The organism is Streptomyces sp. NPDC054863 (assembly GCF_053610825.1).
On record NZ_JBSGZD010000167.1, the window covers coordinates 1 to 17,220 of the forward strand.

The 17,220-nt window shown below is 69.1% G+C and carries 12 protein-coding genes and 2 pseudogenes; 6 read left to right on the top strand and 8 right to left on the bottom strand.

Annotated features, from left to right (window positions below):
• Positions 1-157: 157 nt before the first annotated feature.
• Positions 158-415, bottom strand: a pseudogene (locus ACWGIG_RS25270) (ATP-binding protein); the annotation flags it as partial.
• 249 nt (positions 416-664) lie between these two features.
• On the opposite strand from ACWGIG_RS25270, the gene ACWGIG_RS25275 reads away from it, so the two are divergent.
• Positions 665-2,017: a papain-like cysteine protease family protein gene (locus ACWGIG_RS25275; protein WP_453323951.1), complete on the top strand. Its 1,353-nt coding sequence runs from the start codon at positions 665-667 to the stop codon at positions 2,015-2,017.
• Between the two features lie 157 nt (positions 2,018-2,174).
• On the opposite strand, the gene ACWGIG_RS25280 is transcribed toward ACWGIG_RS25275, so the two are convergent.
• Positions 2,175-4,154, bottom strand: coding sequence for a helix-turn-helix domain-containing protein (locus ACWGIG_RS25280; protein ID WP_453323952.1), 1,980 nt, complete (start codon positions 4,152-4,154; stop codon positions 2,175-2,177).
• Positions 4,155-4,994: 840 nt separating this feature from the next.
• On the opposite strand from ACWGIG_RS25280, the gene ACWGIG_RS25285 reads away from it, so the two are divergent.
• Positions 4,995-5,321, top strand: a complete 327-nt coding sequence (locus tag ACWGIG_RS25285; RefSeq protein WP_453323953.1) for a cupin domain-containing protein — start codon at positions 4,995-4,997, stop codon at positions 5,319-5,321.
• A 507-nt stretch (positions 5,322-5,828) separates the two neighbouring features.
• Here ACWGIG_RS25285 and ACWGIG_RS25290 read toward each other — a convergent pair.
• Entirely contained in the window at positions 5,829-6,185 is a 357-nt protein-coding gene (locus tag ACWGIG_RS25290) for a hypothetical protein (RefSeq protein ID WP_453323954.1), read from the bottom strand.
• A 66-nt stretch (positions 6,186-6,251) separates the two neighbouring features.
• Positions 6,252-6,827: an EF-hand domain-containing protein gene (locus tag ACWGIG_RS25295; RefSeq protein ID WP_453323955.1), complete on the bottom strand. Its 576-nt coding sequence runs from the start codon at positions 6,825-6,827 to the stop codon at positions 6,252-6,254.
• A 240-nt stretch (positions 6,828-7,067) separates the two neighbouring features.
• Here ACWGIG_RS25295 and ACWGIG_RS25300 point away from each other — a divergent pair, with 240 nt between their 5' ends.
• Complete coding sequence (locus ACWGIG_RS25300; protein WP_453323956.1) at positions 7,068-8,999, top strand: N-acyl-D-amino-acid deacylase family protein; 1,932 nt, start codon at positions 7,068-7,070, stop codon at positions 8,997-8,999.
• 7 nt (positions 9,000-9,006) lie between these two features.
• Here ACWGIG_RS25300 and ACWGIG_RS25305 read toward each other — a convergent pair whose 3' ends face one another.
• The gene (locus ACWGIG_RS25305; protein ID WP_453323957.1) at positions 9,007-9,897 is read right to left on the bottom strand and encodes a formyl transferase; all 891 of its coding nucleotides are present in this window, start codon (positions 9,895-9,897) and stop codon (positions 9,007-9,009) included.
• A 182-nt stretch (positions 9,898-10,079) separates the two neighbouring features.
• Between ACWGIG_RS25305 and ACWGIG_RS25310 the strand changes: the two genes are divergently transcribed.
• From ACWGIG_RS25310 to ACWGIG_RS25320, 3 genes and pseudogenes are all read left to right on the top strand, one after another.
• Complete coding sequence (locus ACWGIG_RS25310) at positions 10,080-10,532, top strand: hypothetical protein (protein WP_453323958.1); 453 nt, start codon at positions 10,080-10,082, stop codon at positions 10,530-10,532.
• Positions 10,533-12,620: 2,088 nt separating this feature from the next.
• Positions 12,621-13,361 carry a bestrophin-like domain gene (locus ACWGIG_RS25315; protein ID WP_453323959.1) on the top strand — a complete coding sequence of 247 codons (741 nt, stop codon included), beginning with the start codon at positions 12,621-12,623 and terminating at the stop codon, positions 13,359-13,361.
• 92 nt (positions 13,362-13,453) lie between these two features.
• Positions 13,454-13,705, top strand: a pseudogene (locus ACWGIG_RS25320) (hypothetical protein); the annotation flags it as partial.
• A gap of 105 nt (positions 13,706-13,810) precedes the next feature.
• Here the strand turns inward: ACWGIG_RS25320 and ACWGIG_RS25325 are convergent.
• From ACWGIG_RS25325 to ACWGIG_RS25335, 3 genes are all read right to left on the bottom strand, one after another.
• Positions 13,811-14,635 (bottom strand): tyrosinase family protein, encoded by an 825-nt coding sequence (locus tag ACWGIG_RS25325; protein WP_453323960.1) that lies wholly within the window; start codon positions 14,633-14,635, stop codon positions 13,811-13,813.
• A 16-nt stretch (positions 14,636-14,651) separates the two neighbouring features.
• Positions 14,652-15,077, bottom strand: coding sequence for an apotyrosinase chaperone MelC1 (melC1, locus tag ACWGIG_RS25330; RefSeq protein WP_453323961.1), 426 nt, complete (start codon positions 15,075-15,077; stop codon positions 14,652-14,654).
• A gap of 1,249 nt (positions 15,078-16,326) precedes the next feature.
• Entirely contained in the window at positions 16,327-16,593 is a 267-nt protein-coding gene (locus ACWGIG_RS25335) for a helix-turn-helix domain-containing protein (protein ID WP_453323962.1), read from the bottom strand.
• Positions 16,594-17,220 lie beyond the last annotated feature (627 nt).

Sequence of the window (17,220 nt, forward strand, 5' to 3'; positions counted from 1 at the left end):
TCGCCGGACTGTGCACACGAGGACTTCTCCCACCTTGAAAAGGCCGACCAGGCCGTCGCCGCGGTGCCTGGTGGCGGGCCCACTGGAAGGACGAGGGCCCGGGAAAGACCCCGCTCACGGAACAGGTGCTCGCCTGGCTGATCACCTCGCAGAGACGGGCGACTTCCGTGTCTCGCTCGATGGTCTTGAGGCGGTTCTTGAGCCGGTAGCTGGGGCCGTTGATGGCGACGACTGCGCAGTGGTGCAGGAGCCGGTCGAGGATCGCGGTGGCGAGGACTTCGTCGCCGAAGACCTGGCCCCATCCGCTGAAGGTCTTGTTTGAGGTGAGGATGATGGAGCCCTTCTCGTAGCGCTTGAAGATCACCTGGAAGACCAGGTTCGCCTCGGCGCGTTCGAGAGGCTGGTGGCCGACTTCAGGACGTACCTGATGAGGTCGTGGACGAGGGCGACGCGGCCGTGTCGGCATATCTGACCGAGCGAGCCGGCACGCCGCGCTGTGCGCCGCGAGCCACGCTCACGACAACAAGGGCAGGGGGCTTCTCCAGAGGGTTACCCGCTCGGCTCAGTGGCCCGTGTCGTACGGCAGTCACCGCCCGAAGATCGTCTAGGTGTGGGGCGCATTCCCCGCTCGTGCCGCGCGCACCGCACCGAAAGGCGATCCCTGATGCATCGATCCCCCACACCACCGCCTGTGCCCCCGCACCGGGTACGCCGACGGCGCGGCGCCCTGGCCCGAGGGGGCCGGGCCACCGCCGTCCTGATGGCCGCGCTGCTCACCGCTGCGTCCGCGCCCCTGGTCGCCGCCGCGGCACCCGGGCCGACAGGACCGCCGCCGGCAAAGGTGTCGGGCGAGCCCAAGCCTCCCGCCATCCACCACAGTCGGACATGGAGCGACGCTCCGGTCGCCGACCGGGAACACTCCCGAGTGCTGCGGGTGGAACAGCAGCCCCAGGAGGATCCGGGCTGGGACTGGGCGGCGGCTGCCGCGACCGTCACCCGCTATTACGGCAAGTCGCTCTCCCAGAACCAACTGTGCCACCGCGCCGAGGGCAGCACGGAGACGAACCGGCCCTGCGCACGCAACTCCGGCGACATCCACGATGTGCAGCGGGCCCTGGACCGCTCCGGTGTCACCGGCAGCCGCGTCCTCGGCGAGGGCCTCACCTTCGACCGGCTGCGCAAGGAGATCGACGCGGGCCGTCCGGTGGTCGGCCACCTGGAGGTGCCGGGCACCGAACTGACGCACACCGTGGTGGCATACGGCTACGACGCCCCCAAGCACTGGGTGTACTGGACCGACTCCTGGCCCACCGCTTCCCCGTACAGCTGGGCGGACTTCGAAGCCGTCCTGTCCCACTCCGAGTTCCGTCTGACCGCGGCCCTGATCAACGTCGGTCCCGGCCGTCCGGTCATCGACCAGCCGGCCGTGCCCCGCCCGCGCGCCGCGGACGACATCCCGGGCAAGGGCGGCGGCAGCACCTGGAACAGCGCCAAGCAGGCCTCGGCAACCGCCGAGCTGCTGCCCTTCACCCAGCACCGGCAGGAGCAGGACGAGTGGTGCTGGGCGGCCACCGGATCCGCCATCGCAGCCTACTGGGGCAAGAAGTTCACCCAGACTCAGTACTGCAACATGGGCCACGGCATGCACCCCGGTGACCTGTTCTTCGGCGTGTACTGCGAGAACGCCCCGGCCTCCCTCGGCCTGGAACAGCGCGCCCTCTCGGGCGCGGGACTCGACCCCGGGGAGCGCTTCGACCAGGCGCTGACCTTCGCCGAGGTGAAGAAGGAGATCGACGCGGGCCGTCCCATCTACTCCGGCATCCGCTGGACCAACGGCGGCGGACACGCCCAGGTGATCTTCGGCTACGACGACGCCTCGAAGCGGATCTACTGGACCGACCCCTGGCCCACGTCCCCCCGCTACAACTGGGCCCCGATCGGCTCCTACACCAAGAACTCCTCCTACTACTGGAACCATGGCCTGAAGGACCTCAGCGGTCGCGCACGCCAGAGCTGACGCCCCACCACCGAGCCGGGCCCGCACCGGAGTTGGGCCGGGCCGGGCTCTTCGAACCCGCAGTGGTCGCGTTCCGTCGGGAAAAGCCTCAGGCAGTCGAGATCACGTGACCGCCGCAGCAGAGCGAGCATCTCCTCCTGCGGTACCGAGTAACCGTTCACCCCTCCAGCGCATCCGCACCCTGCGGGTCTCGGAGCCCGCATTTCTTGCAGAGGTGGTGAACACGGCGTCCCACGCCGGTGTGCGAGGGACCGTCGAGCGCCGGGGGCCCGCCGAGACCGACGGGTTCCTGTGTGGGGTCGGGAAGGCTGGGACGGGGTGTTCCAGAGGTGGCCTGGACCGCGGCAGCAAGGCTTCGCAGCCCGGACTGTTTGCTGGGGGTGTCTGCGTCGTCGGGTGTCCGACCGGCGGGAGAGGCAGGCAGGAGCATCCATCCCAGATGCGCTTCGGCGGTGCGGATATGACTGCGGACGGTGGCCGGGTAGAGGCTCAGGCGTCGGGCGGTGGCGTCGACCCGGAAGTCCTTGTCCGTCCAGGTGCGGAGGGTCTGGGTGAGGGCATCTCCCCCGGTGGTGCGCCGGTCGGTGCGTTGCTTGCCGAGGGGGGCAAGCGCGGTGGTGGCCCACTCGGTGACCGGTGGCTGCGTCAGCAGGTGGGCGAGGGCGGGGGTGGGGCGGGCAGCCGCGTCGCCGGCCGGGCCGTGCAAGGCGTGGATCTGCAGGGCGAGAGCAAGGGTGATGCGGTCGGCGGCACGGTCGCAGGCAAGGCCGGTGGCGTGGAGCGTGGCCCGTATGCGGCGGCTGAGGGTGTTGCGGTGGATCCCCAGTATCCGGGAGGCGGCCGAGACCTCGAATTCGAGGCCGAGGGCAATGGTGGACAGTTGCTGACCGGCGCCCCGCCGGTCGAGGACCGGCTGGAGCAGGGTGGTGGCCCACTGCTGTGCGAGGGCCGGGTCGAGGGCATCCAGCAGTCCGGGAGTGAGGGAGGCGACCGCGGTACGGGTGGTGCTGATCCGGGCAGTGGCGATGGCGTCGTGGGCCAGGCCGAAGCCGGTGGCGATGTCCTCGACGGGCAGTGTGGGGCTGATCCCCAGGCTCAGTCGGCGGCTGGGATCGGCGACGAGCGGGCGCAGGGCGGTGACGGCCGGCGCTTCTGCGAGGTCAAGGTCGGGCTGGGGGGCGAGGACGACGATGTGCCCGTCGAAGGCGGGGCACCGCACGGCGATGCCCGTGTCCGGCAGGAGCGCCTCGACTCGGGCGAGTGTCTCGTCACGGGAGGCGCCTGTGCAGTCCATGATGGCGACCTGGACGTCCTCCGTGTCGAGCAGGTGAGGTGAGAGGGGCCCCAGGATGCGCTGGGCGGCTTCGATGTGACCGACCATCAGGGCCTGGAACGCGGCCAGGCGTACGGCGCGCAGGGTCTCGGCGAGCACCGTCGTACCCGCTGGTACGGAGGCGTGCCGACGGATGGCGAGGACACTGGCGCATCGGGCCAGCAGGTCCCGGTCGGACGTGCTGAAGGCGTGGTGGCGGCGCGCGGTGAGGAAGCGGCCACTGTCCCCCAGAGGGTGGGTGGAGGTGGAGGCGCTCTCCGCCGCAGGTGGTCTGTGTCCGGCGGTGGGGAGGGGGTGGCGGGTGGCGCCCCGGAGGCTTACCTCCGCGTGCAGTTCGTGAGCCAGCCAGTCCAGGAGATCGTCGACCGGTGGGCCGTCGTTGTCGAGGTGGTCCAGGAGATGACCGAGACGGGCAGCGTGCTGGTCGGCTGCCTGCCTGCGGTGTTCGGTGATCTTCGGGATCAAGGTGCGGCGCCAGAGTGCCACGGGTGCGCCCGAGGCGAACAGCGGGAGCTCGGCGTACCGGGCGGCCTCGATCAACGGCCTTGGCACAGAGGACGGAGTGGCTGCCGCGAGGATCAGACCGGCCGCGCCTCGGTCGCCGAGGCGCCGCAGCCAATTGCGTGCCTGCCCGGTGTCGATCGTGTCGGGTGTACAGATGAGGAGCGTCCCGGCAGGGTTGCCGGGACCGTCGGAGGGCGTGATGAGTTCGGCACGGTCCACCACCCGGTCGCCGGGAGCAGCGGTATGCAGGGGGTGCAGGACGTACTCGGGCCGACGGGCCAGGTCCGCGAGCGTGAACATGACGTCTCCTCCGACGGGGTGGGGTGCGAGGTGGTACGGCGTGCTGGGGTGTCAGGGCGACGGGAGAGCGGGTGGCACCGCTGTGGGCGGGGACGACGAACCGTGAGTCAGGGCCGAGGACGGCCCTGACAGGTCGTGAGTATCTCGCACCGGCGGTACGGGAGAGTCTGCACGTCGGGGGCTCTGCGGCGGCCCCGGCCCCACGCCGGGCGCCCGGCGCCGGCTGCCTGAAACGCGGCCCGTTCCACCGCCCTCGATGGCGATCAGCTGTCCGCGCGTCAGTTGCCTATGGAAAGTTCCCTGCCGAAGACAGCTCGTGGGTCGTCCGGCCGGAGGGTAACCCGGTGGGTGACACAGTGCGTGATCCATACGGCGCTTCATGAACAGTAGCCGCAGGGCTGCGGCCAACTCACCGTCGGGGTATGCGGCGTAGTCGCACGCAGCGGCAGAACGGCAGAACGTCCCGGCGGAAGAGTAGCCGGGGCCCGGACCGGCTCGCTGGACATGCACCGGTCCGTCCTGCGGAGGGCCCGTCGTGCAAGCACTGGCCAGTTGCTCACGGCCACCCCCACAACTGCCCTTGCTTGGGGAGCTCTTGTCGGCCCGCTGTCACCCGCGCACGGCGTCGTGCGGGGCCGCCGCGGTCCTGGTCCCGGCCTTGATGGCCATCGGTCCCGGGTGAAGAGGGATGTGTGCACGCATGCTGTGCATCATGAGGAAATTGGTGCATACGTGGCGTAGTAAGCGCGGGCGGAGATTCCTACGGTGGTCGACATCGGGTGGAGGCATCGGGCCGCCACCGCGTAGCAGCTGAAAGGGACACCTATGCTTCCGGGTTTCGTGGGCGTTCATCCGAACCAGGTCTCGGTATCGGAGGTCCGGGTCACCGAGCACATCACCGCGCGTCGCCTGAAGGAGGGCACGGCGAACGACCCGAGCGTCATCGTGCTGTTGGAGTTCGCGCCGGGCGCGCGGTTCGGCGAGGACCGGCACACGGTCCGCGAGTTCGTTCACGTGGTGAAGGGCGAGTTCGGCGACGGTACGGACCTCTGGGAAGCCGGCACGGTGCTCTGCGCCGAGCCTGGCTCCGTGCACCACCCGCAGTCCGCGGCCGGCTGCACTCTCCTGGTCGTCTATCCCGACGGTGAGGATCCCGGCGCCGAGTAGCACGGGACTGTCGGGCATGCGCCAATAGGTGTGGTGGTGGCACTGGGCGGGTGTCGATCGGCCGGCCCTGCCCGGGGCGGCGTCCTCGCCCTGGAACGCCACAAGGAAACCCTCCTGGCGCCGTAAACGTGTCGTCCCAGTGCCCCCTTGCCCGCCACACCCGCCGGTAAAGGGCAACTACTCACCTTGTGGGCGTGATTCCGTCAAGGTGATCGGCCCTTTCCGTCCCACCCTGTGAGCGTCTGGCCGGCAGGGCCCCGGTGGCGGGGGTGTACGCGGAAAGGGGGAGCACCGGTTCGCGGATGTGGCACGCGTGCCGGCGTTCCGCCCGGCGCGGCGCCCGGGCCGTGGCTGCGGTGATCGACGGGCCACAGTGCTCGACGGGCGCCGCGTCGGCGTCGTGCGCGCACGGTGCAGGTCGTGCTGTTGCTTCGGACGGTGCGTACCAACCTCCCCTCCTACGGCAGGGGCCTCGTCCTCGTCTTCCCGCCCGCGCGTCGTCGCGTGCTACGGCGTCCAGACGGAGAACCACCAGGGTTCGCCGACGGTGTTCTCGGTGCCGTCGCCGGAGATCCGTAGGGTCAGATCGTTGTCGAAGACGATGTCGACCGACACGTCCGCGTGCTCAGTGGCCGTCACCACGTGACAGTTGTTGATGAGGGCCAGGTCCGGCAGTGGGTTGTCCGGTGTGTGGGTGCGCGGCCCCCCGGGGTCCCTGGGAGCCGTGATCCGCCAGTCGCTGTCCAGGTAGAGACGGATCTCGCGTTCCTGACGGCTTTCGGTATCGAGGAAGGTGAGGAAGGGCCAGGCCTGGCGCTCTCCCACCTCGACCACCAGCTTTCCCGGCAGATCCTTCATGGCCATCGGACGCTCCCCTGCAGAGGCGCGGGAATACCAGGACTTGGTGTCTGAGGACGTTGGCCCTTGAGGTCAGGTGACAGCTGTCTGGAACGCGTCACCGAAGAGCCAGTTGCCCGGTGCGGCGGGATCGGTACTGGTCATGAACTCCCGCAGGGCACTGACGAGTTCATCGACGCTCAGATGTCCGTCACCGTCCAGGTCGAGGTGGTCGAAGGCCACCTGGCGTGCTTCCGGTGAGACGCCGAGAGCGCCTTGGAAGCGGCCGAACTCCGCAGCCGAAACCAGCCCGTCGTCGTCCCGGTCGCACAGGGCCCAGATCAGCGCGCAGGCAGCGCCGAGGGCCTCGTCGCCTTCGGAGGTGTCCCGGAAGGCCGGCAGTTGAAGCATGCCGGTACGGAACTCGGCCGCGTCGACCCGGCCGTTGTCATCGGTGTCCAGCTCTGCGCACAGTTTCCGCCACCATTGGTCGCACGCGCCGAGCAGTGCCACGGATTTCGGGGAGTCGAAGGGCTCGCCGACGGCGGCAACCACCCTCGATGCCAGGGTGAGTGCGTCTCCGGCGTCGAGGACCCCGTCCCGGTTCTGGTCCGCATAGCCGAAGCAGAGGTCGATCTTGCGCCGCAGCAGCCGGTTCTGTTCTGGCATGGTCCGCTTCGTCTCCGCTCCGCAAGGTGGCCGGGCCCCAGCGTACGCAGCGGTGGCCGGGACGAAGCCACCGAACACACCGTGCGGGCCGCTCCGATCAGGTGACCGCCTGCGCGTCGGAGAGGAGGGGCGGGATACGGGCGGCTAACGTCGGGGGCCGCCCCCGACGGACCCGACAGGCCGGGCCCGTGACCACCGGCGGGCACGACCCGTACCCACCAGCGATGACGGAGAATTCCTGTGGACGCGGAGCCCGCATCGATTCCCGCCCCGTTGGACCTGCTCATCACCAACGCCACCGTGCTCGACGGAACCGGCCGCGAGGGCTTCGTCGCCGACGTCGGCATCCGCGACGGCCATGTCGTCGCCCTCGGCCCGTCGGCCGGCTCCTGCGGGACGCGGGACCGGGTGGAGGCGGACGGGCTGGTGCTCGCCCCCGGTTTCATCGAACTCCACAGCCACGCGGACCCGTTGGCGCTGCGAGAGGCGGAGAGCTCGCTCCGTCAGGGCGTGACCACCGAGATCCTCAATCCGGACGGCTTCGGCACCCGGGGCGCGCCCTGGGTGGACACCATGGAGACACCGGACATCACCGCGACGCTGGCCTTCGCGGAACAGGCCCCGTGCATCGCGGTGAACATCGGCGCCTATGTCGGCCTCGGTGCCGTCTGGACGGCGGCTGCGGGGACGGCCGACGAGCGCCCGAGCGAGCAGGCGCTGCACCGGATGCGGGATCTGGTGCTGCGGGCGATGAAGGAGGGGGCGTGGGGGGTCTCAGCCGGCCTCTACTATCCGCCCAGCGCCTACGGGACGACGGAAGAGGTGGTGGCGGCGGTGTCCGCGGCCGCACCATGGTGTGTGCCCTTCAGTAACCACGTCCGCAATGAGGGGTCGTCCGTGCTGGCGGCCACGGAGGAAAGCCTGGAGATCGCCGAGCGGGCCGGCCTGGTCGGCGTCATCGCCCACATGAAAGCGATGGGCCCGGCCAACTGGGGCGCCACCGCAGCCACGCTGCAGGCCGTTGCCGATGCCCGCGCGCGGGGGCTGCGCGCCGCCGGCGAGGTGTACCCGTACCTGTCCAGCCGCACCGGACTGAGCGTGCTGGTGCCTGCCGAGTTCCGTTCGGGCGGCGACGAGGCGATGATCCGACGGTTCACCGACCCGGAGCTGCGGCCGAAGGTGGCTGACGGTATCGCACGCATGCTGTACTCCCGGGTGGCCGACGCACGCAGCGTCCACCTGGAGGAGAGCGGAGTGACGCTCGGCCAGTACTGCTCCGACCGGGCGGTCGGGCTGGGAGAGGCCGTGATGGAGCTGCTGGAGCAGAAGCCTCAGGCGATGGCCGTCTACGACTTCGGCCACGAGGCGGATCTGGAACGCATCCTGCGACAGCCGTTCGTCGCCGTCGCCTCGGACGGCGGGGCCTGTCTCGACGCACGCACCCACCCCCGCAACTACGGCACCCAGCCCCGGGTGCTGGCCCGCTACGTCCGGGACCGCCACCTGCTGACCCTGCCGCAGGCGGTGCGCAGGATGACCGGCCTGCCCGCTTCCGTCCTCGGAATGACCGACCGCGGTCTGATCGCTCCCGGCATGGTCGCCGACCTCGTGCTGTTCGATCCGGCGGCCATGTGTGACCGTGCCACCTACGAGCGGCCCCGCCAGTACGCCGAAGGGGTGCACGCCGTGCTGCTCGCCGGGGTCTTCGCGATGCGCGAGGGGGTACTGACCGGCGCGCGGGCCGGTCGCGTACTGCGGCGCCCGCCGTACGCGGTCAGCGACCCCGACGCAGGGGCGCCGCCGGTGCCGCAGCAGGGCGACGTACGGGTGAAGGTGGCGGGCAGCAGCCCGGCGGGAATCTGCGAGATCGACGTGCACGGGCCGGGGCACGGGTTCGAGCCCCGGGGCAGTGCCGTGCTGCACACCGCCGACGGTCGCACCTTCACCGCGTCCGGACCGGGTTGTCTGCGGGCGGGCACGGACTGGGCGGCTCTGACGGGCATCGGCCGTTTCGCGGGCGGACCGCCGCAGGAGGAGGTGCCCTTTCACTGCGTCGTGCAGAGCGCGGACCCCCGGCACCAGGGACGGCCGTCCGTCGCGTGGAGTCTCGGGGGCGGGCAGGCGGCCTACGGCCCGCTGACGGGCGCGCTCTCTGTCACCGGTGGCGGGTGACTCCGCTTCAGCGCCTTGCCTGTACTGCCTGTGCTGCCTGTACTCGTGCGCCACCTGCCCTGTGTCCGCCGTTGCGCCCGTGCCCCTGGGGAGGCTCAAGGGCGGTGAACGGGCCGAACAGCTCGCGGTGGTCACTGGGGGTGACCAGGCTCAGCCCGCGGTCGCGGAAGGCGGCGAAGTCGTGGACGCCGGGCAGCGACCGGTAGCAGCGCTTCCGTCCGTCCTGGCGCAGGCTGGGTACGGCCTCTCCCGCGAGCACCTGCGGCAGGACGGCCAACAGCGCGGCAATTCCCTTCGGATAGATGTGGGCGACGTGCCAGACCAGTGAACGCGCGGGGTCGACCGGCAGCCGTCCGACGGCGAGCACCGGCCCGGTGTCGATTCCCCGGTCGATCCAGTGCACGGTGCAGCCGAGCTCCTTCTGTCCCTCCAGGAGACCCCAGAACGGCGAGAAGAGCCCGGCGTAGCGGGGCAGTTCGCCGGGGTGCACGTTCAGGATGCCGAGCCGGGGCATGCTCAGCACCTCGTCCCGGAAGATGTGGCTGAAGCGTACGGAAATGATCAGGTCCGGCTCGAACTGACGCAGGCACCGCAGGCCGTCCCCCCGGTTGATCTCCCGGACCGAGCGGCACAGGACCCCGTGCCGGCGACTGAGATGTCCGAAGCTCAGGAGCCGCCCTGGCGGCGTGTCCAGTGCGTCGATCTTCTGGAAGAGCGCCCGGTTCGGCACGTCCCGCTCGAAGCGCTTCAGCCGGGCCAGCTCCGGCACCTCGTGCTCCCCCGCACGCTCCACCTCGGACATGAGCACCTGAACCTGGTGCCCGGCCAGGCCGGGCAACAAGTGGTTGAGCGCCACGCAACCAGGCAGGTCATGCTTGGTGCAGACGGCAATACGCATAGGCGTCATTCTCGCCGGGGGCCGAATTCCCCGCATCCTCACCGGGCAGTCGCCGAACACAAGGTACGAGGGGCCGGAGCCGCACCTCTCACCACGCGCGCACCTCGGATCTGTCCGGCCGATCATGCTGCTGCTTAGGGTGTGCGAGCGGGTTGACGTGCACGAAGGAGGGCGGGAGCAGCGTGCGGTCCTGGAGGTTTCGGTGTGGGGTTGTCCTGATTCTCGCGGGCCTGGTTGCGGTGGGGGGCTGCTTCGCCGTGATGAGCGAGCGGCCCGAGAGAATCGCGCGTGCACAGATCGTCGGCACCTGGGTCGGCGAAGACGGCGCACGGGTTGAGATGTACGCGGACGGCCGGTTCGAGATGTCCGGCATCCCTCGCAGCGCCCTCACCCCCAGTTTCACCGGCCCGCCCTTGGGCGACGTGATCGTTTCTGGAAGCGGGACCTGGAAGCCCGTTGGGGAGAGCGGGAGCGTAGCGCTCGTCTCCCTGTTCATCGATGCCGGCGGGTCCTTTGCCGAGAGCACAGCGACCGAGGAGTTGGGTGTGGCACGAAGCGGTGAGAAGCCGGCTCTCTACTTCGCCACCGACCCCGACAAGTGGTACGGATTCGAGATCCGCAAGACCGGCGCGTGATCGGTTGGCCAGGCCCTGGCCAGGACTTGTCCGAGTGATGCTCGGTGGCTCGTGCGATGAGATCGATGGGCACACCAGGGCGATGTCGCGAACATCTGCCGGATCCCCGCTCCGGCATACGACCCGGGTGCTCGCCGGATCGCCGACTCGCTCACGGATCTCGTTCTCCATCTCGGTGCGGTCCTTCCAAGCGAGGACGACGACGCAGGCACGGCGCCCTGCTGCGATCGGCCTCCACCCGTTCCGTAACGAGCACATGCACCTGTGACGACCAGCCGAGCAGGGCCATATGACCCGTTTCGACGACCGGCGTCCGCCCCTGACGCAATCGGGCCAGCTGATTCTGGAGGCCTGCACTGATCACCGGGATGAGGGCGCTCATCAGCAGGATGCCGCCGAAGGCCATGAACACGGCCGACGCGAGAAATGTCGCCGACCCCTGGTCCCGCATCAGGCAGTCGGACTCAGCACTCGCAGAAGCCCCGAAGCGACATGCACCTCCCGCGAGAAGACCGTCCACACGCGCAAAGGCTCTCGCCACTCGTTGCCACAGGGGTCACCGCGGTCCTCGACACCCCGGCAGGGATTCCGCCCACCCGCCGCCGGACACAGCGGCGACCCTGGCGATCGGCACCACACCACTCCCGTACGCCTGCCGCTGTCTTCGTCGTCCTTGTCTTCACGGGAGATGATGCGCTCCCTCCCGCCCCAGCCGCGACGACACGACACCCGGGAAGCATTTGAGTGAATCCCGCATGCCTCACGGCGCGTCCGAGCCGATCGGCCGAAGAAGCTCCAGATCGTCGCAGTGTGATCAGAGCACCACTTCACATGCGGAGCAGTCTCGCCACGAGCGCCCGACGGGTGGCATGGCTGCTCATGCCATGTCTGTGCGCAACGATCGTTGTCTCGGAAGGCCTGCAAACCGCCGTCGCGGACGGTGCGAACAACGCGGGTCTGGCACTGCAGGTATCGGTGAACGCGCAAGAGGGGCTGGGAGCTCTGCGCCCGGGTGTCCGGGTGCACGACCCCCTGGTCAAGACGTACCGTCTGATCAACCGTGGCGGGGCGGACCTGCACCATGTGACGGTGTCGGATCCTGGGCTGCCCGGGGCCCGCATCCGATGTCCCGGCGGCCGGGATCGCATCCGAATCCTTACTGGTCTCCGCACGGTCACCTGTGTCGCCGAGGGGGTCTCCCGCCCAGGAACCTGGGTCGGGGACGTGGTGGCACGCGGTCGCATTCCCTCCCTGCACACTACGGCGCGGGCCACGGCGAAGTCCGGGTACGCCGGAGTCGGCGGCTTGCTGGAGCTGAAGCAGACGGCACGCGTCATCGGTCATCAGCTCGTGGTGCTCCGCTACGGACTGCGCAACACGGGCAACCGTGCGGCATATGCCGTCAGAATCACGGATTCCGTGCTGGGAGACCCTCATATCAAGTGCGGGAGCGGGCTGGCAACCATTGCCCGGATCGCCCCAGGAAGTGAAGTCTCGTGCACGGCCACCGTCCGGCGCGGCCCCGGCACCCACACCGCCGCAGGACGCGCAGAAGGCAGCGACAGGATCTTCACCTTCGGGCGCCAGGGGAACCCCATTGCCCCGCCCCGGCTGACAGCACGAACGTCCCTTCGCTTCACCGTCCCCGAACCCGCGCCACGCCCGGTGTCCTCACCGACGCCACCTGCGCGGGAAACGCGGCCTCAGCAGTCGCACGAGACCTCCACCCCGCCGACAGCCGAAGGACGCCCTGCTCCACAAGCGGCCGTCGGCGTACCCCCCGCGTTCGCTGCTCCTCCCGACGCAGCGGCTGTCCCGCCGGGCCCCCTTGCCCGTAGAGCACCCGTGCGACCAGACACACCCGAGGCTCAGGCGAGACACCCCGCCTCACCCGACAGGACGGCCCCACGACGCAGACAGCAGGACGCTTCGGTGCTGGACCGCCTCTTCCACCGAGATCACCGCTCGGCGCGCCTCAGCCTTCTTACCGCCCTGTTCTTGGTACTTCTCCCCGCCGCCGTCGCAGCTGCGGTCCTGGGATCTCGTAAGCACTGAGCACTCCCTGACGACAGAGATCGAGAACCGCCCATGACCGAAACCCTGGCGATCGTTCTGGGCGTCGCGCTGCTCGCCGCCGTCGCGGTCCTGCTGAAGCACCGCTTCTGGCCGATGGGGCCCGACGACGAACCCCGCGAAGACGTCGCCGAGTACATCGCCATGATGGTCGGCGTCCTGTACGCCTTGCTGCTGGGCCTCGCGCTGGTCACGGTCTGGGACGCGAACGCGAGCGCCGAGGAGCACGTCCAGGCCGAGGCCGGCGCCGCGCACCAGATCCACCTACTGGCCGACGGACTGCCCCCCGCACCACGCGTACGACTGAAGACACGGGTGGAGGCGTACGTGCGGCACGTCACGGAGACCGAGTGGCCGCGAATGGCCGAGGGCGGGCCCCTCTCTCCGGAGGGTTGGCGGCTGTTGGGAGACGTGCGCTCTGCCGCTCAGGCTCCCGAGGGGGCGCCGCGGGCCGTGCAGGTCGTTGCCGAGGAGTCGCTCGCTCAACTCGGCATGCTCGACGATGCCCGACGCGGACGCGAGGCGGACCTGGGCGAGCGGCTTTCTCCGATCCTGTGGCTGGGCCTGGTCGCCGGCGGCATTCTCACGGTCCTCTTCATGTTTCTGTTCGGGGTGCAACGGAACTTCACCCACGTGGTGATGGCCATGGGCCTCTCCGGACTCATCACCTTCATGGTGCTTCTCATTCACCAGTGGGACGAGCCGTTCAGCGGCTGGCTGGCCGTCGATGCCACACCGTTCACCCGCTACTTCTGACTACTTCCGAACACGTCGGTCGCAGCATGCTGCTCGAATCCGGCCGCGCCGGCTGCCGCCATGCGTTCCGTTGCCCCAGAGCTTCGTACGGAGTGGCCGAGAACGACCTCGGCCTGCGGGTCGGCGAGGGCCTCGGCATCGGGCCGTCCGACGTGACCCACCTCAAGCCACTGGACGGGCAGACCCTCACCGGCGAGGACCGCAAGCGGCTGGAACACCTCGGCGACAACCCGCCGCGCGAACGTGGAGGGAGAGTCTGCTCGCCTTCCACGACATCACCGTCCGCGGGGAGGACGGGGCGGTGCACGGCAGCACCGGCTGCCGGCCCTTCAGCACGCGGCTGAGGGCCGGAGGCAACGGCGCCTTCCTCCTCAACTCACCCGGCTCATCCTTGAAGACCCTTCAGGAGGTTGAGGATCAAGCTCATGCCGGGGTAGTGGCAGAAGGGCTCATGCGTAGGTGTAGAAGGGGGTGTGGTCCAGCATGCTCTGCGGAGTCGTGTCGGTCCAGGGCGGCATGGTCTCGTTCAGATCGATCACATCGACCGTTCCCCCGGCGGGGAGATACTTGTCGCTGGTCGGATGCAACGCGTGCCAGTCGGCCCAGAGCTTGTCGACGAACGCGTGGTGCAGCCAGAACACCGGGTCGTTCGGGGAGACGCTCGTCTCCATCTGCCCCCAGACCCAGGTGTGCACCCGGTTGTGCATGCTCATGTACCCCGCCGAACCTTCGAGCGTGGCGCGGAAGCCCGCCGAGCCGTCGCGCCAGGGCGCGGAGTCGTAGGTAGGAAGGGCGAGGGCGGCGTCGACTTCGGCCCGGGTCGGGAGCGTGGGGACTCGGTAGGCCAGATTGCGGGCGAGGAACGGGCGGCTGTCGACCTGGATCGTGATCGGCCATCTGCCGGCGGAGTACGCGAAGGGGCCGTCCATCACCTGGTCGTCGAGGGCGCGTCCGGTGCCGCCGAGAAGGTCAGGACCCCAGACCGAGGAGCCGACGGTGTTGTCGGCGGTCCAGTCCCAGTAGGGGATCGACACGGACGGGTCGATCTTCTGGAGTTCGTTCTCGAAGTCGATGAGGAACTTGCGGTGCCAGGGAAAGAACGACGGGCCGAAGTGGCCCACGTAGATCCCGGTGTTCATGTCCAGCGCGAAGCGGAGGCGGTGAGCGGCGACGAACTCGTCGTACACGCCGATGCGTTTGACCTCCAGTACGGCGTTGACGAACGCCTTCTTCTCGGAGGCCGTGAGGTTCGCCTGGTTCTTGCGTACGGTCATGACGGTTGCTCCCGGCTCAGGCGGTGGGGTGGAAGGGGACGACGGAGGCACCCTTGAGGGAGGTGACCGCCGTGCGTGCGGCGTCGAGCGGGGTCGCGAACCTCTCGTAGTGGTTGATCGCGCTGCTCCAGCCGCTCTTCCCGTGTGACATCACATGAAGTTCCCGACCGTCGATCAGGACTTTGTAGCCGCCGCCGTGACCGCCGTGCCCGGCCATGTGGTGGGCCCCGGCCCCGTCGACCGGCTGACCCTGGATGCGGCGGCCCTGGAAGACCTCGTCGAAGGACGTGGGATCACTGCTACCGCCGGGCGGGGCGGCCTTGTTGCTGTCGTTCTTGGTCGAGGCGGTGGCCACCCAGGCGGTGGCCGTGCCGACGAGCGCCAGGCCTGCTGCGCCGCCGGTGACGGCTTTCACAACCTGACGACGGGTGATTCTGGACATGACAGACAACCCCCACAAAGATGACTGCGGCGGCCCTGGACTCGACGGAACCGCCTTGGCCATACCTACACGGAGGGTGATCACTCGCAGTAGGGGCGCCTGCCCGGTTGGCCGTCATATGGACACGTCCCGGCGGGCCGAGGGGCAGCTACTGCCGTCGATCTTGCTTCAGGCAAGCACGCACCCTACCCGGAAGAGGAGATTCCCTTGTGAATATGACCTTCTCGTGAAGATCTTTCGGGAATCCACGCTCCTCCGCGCTGTACGCGCAGGACGGGAACATGACCGAAAACCGAGGCAGTTCCTTGTCCGGTACACCCGATTCGCCGCTTCCGAATTCCGGTCGACGGCCGGTGCCCGGTGGCGCACGTGTCCGGCGACCGGATCTTCCTGGTCTCCCGGGGGTGGAGTCCCACTGGGAGCACGATGTTCGTCGTGCGGGAGAGCGAGGAACTCCGGATCGAGCACGTCAGCGGAGAGCAGGTGCGCTCCGCGGAGTGCCCCGGCCCGCTCCCCCAGCCTTGTCCGGCGAGTCAGACACTTCGCCGCCCGGCAGCGCAACGATGTCCCCGAACAGCTCAGCAACCTGCTGCTGCGTCACCTCGGCTCCGGCTGCCCGGGAAGGTCCGTGAGCAGGGCCGCGAAGCCACGGACGGGATCATCGACACGCAGCGGGACAAGCTCGCTGTGACCATGGCGAGCGTCAGACGCACCGACAGAGTGGCACAGGCGGCATAACGAATATCGCGGGCGGCCCTGCGTGACTTGGCCCGGGCCGTCATCCTTCCTCAAGGCCGGCTGGCTTCGTTCACGTCCCCCGACAGCGTTTGTCGACGGGTTCGAGCAGCAGTGAGCGATCAGTCCGCACGGAGTTGTCCACCAGTTGGTTCTGGCTCCGGAATGTGAGCCAGAACCTCAGTCTTTTGAAGGCGGCAGGCGCTTGCCGCGTCTGTCGGTGTCCGGCCGTTGTCAGTGGCTGCTGGCAGGGTCACCGGCATGACACCGTTGCTTCTCACCGACATAGACCGAGCCGTTCGCAGCAGTTGGAGTGCCAAGACGTGCCCGCCTGAGTTCCGTCGCGCTGGCCCAAGGACAACCCAGCCCGGGGTCCTGGCCGGCGCCGAGAAAAAGCTGGCCCAGTTCGATGGCGCGCTCAAACCCTCGGTGATCCACCTGGGCCTTCCCACCTTCTGTCAGATCGCCGGGCAGCCCAGCACTCCCTGACCACCTGACCACCTGATCTCTCGGACTACCCAGTGCCAGCACCGGAGTCCGGTGGAAGCTCAAGATCCGTCGCCTCGCTCGCATCGGTCGGGATGCTGCCCGGTGCCCAGCCGAGTACTTCCTCGAAACGGCGGGCCGAGAAGGGGGCGGGCGGGCGTCCGCGGTCACTCTCGTGGAGCCTGATGGTCGCCTGGCTCAACCGGGTGCGATGCGCGAGCTCCTTCACGGAGATGCCCTCGGCTTCCCGGAACTCGATGAGAGCCTTCGCCAGCCTCTCGGATCCTTCGCTCATGACCAAAGTATTCCGCATCACGAACGCTCGGTCAGCATCCCGGCCCGGTCCGCACGCAACTTGTGCTTCTCGCCGCTCCATCAGGAGGCGAAGGCGTTCTCGACGGACTGAACCGGTGCGATCCGGACCCAACGAGCCCTATCGCACGGGCAGTTCGGCGAAGGCCCGCTGTACGCCTGCTGCAACACCTACGCAGGAAAGAGCACCGCCCACTCCTTCCTGCGAAACAAGGAGGGCGCTGCGCTGCACCTGCTGGAGTGCCGCGGCTGCCGGGAGCGGCGCACCCTTCCCGCCCCGTACCACGACGCCCTCACCCGGACGCACCTGGAAGCGACCGAGCGCCACGTCATCCGTTCCCGCCGGTGCAGGCGCAAGCCGGGGGTCAAGAGCGTTGAACTCGCCCACGGCGCGTACCGGTTCACGCTGTCCTGCTGGTGGCACGACGCGCAGTGGTCGACAACGGTCACGGTCGCGGAGACCGCGACGCTGGTACGGGAGTTCGTTGACCAGACGCTCGCGGCCTCACAGCCGGGCACCGTGGTGCCGGCCCTGCGCGCGGCCTCGGACACGCCGTCACCTGTGTGACACCGCCGGACAGGAGCGGGCCCGGGCCGGGTGGCCCGGGGC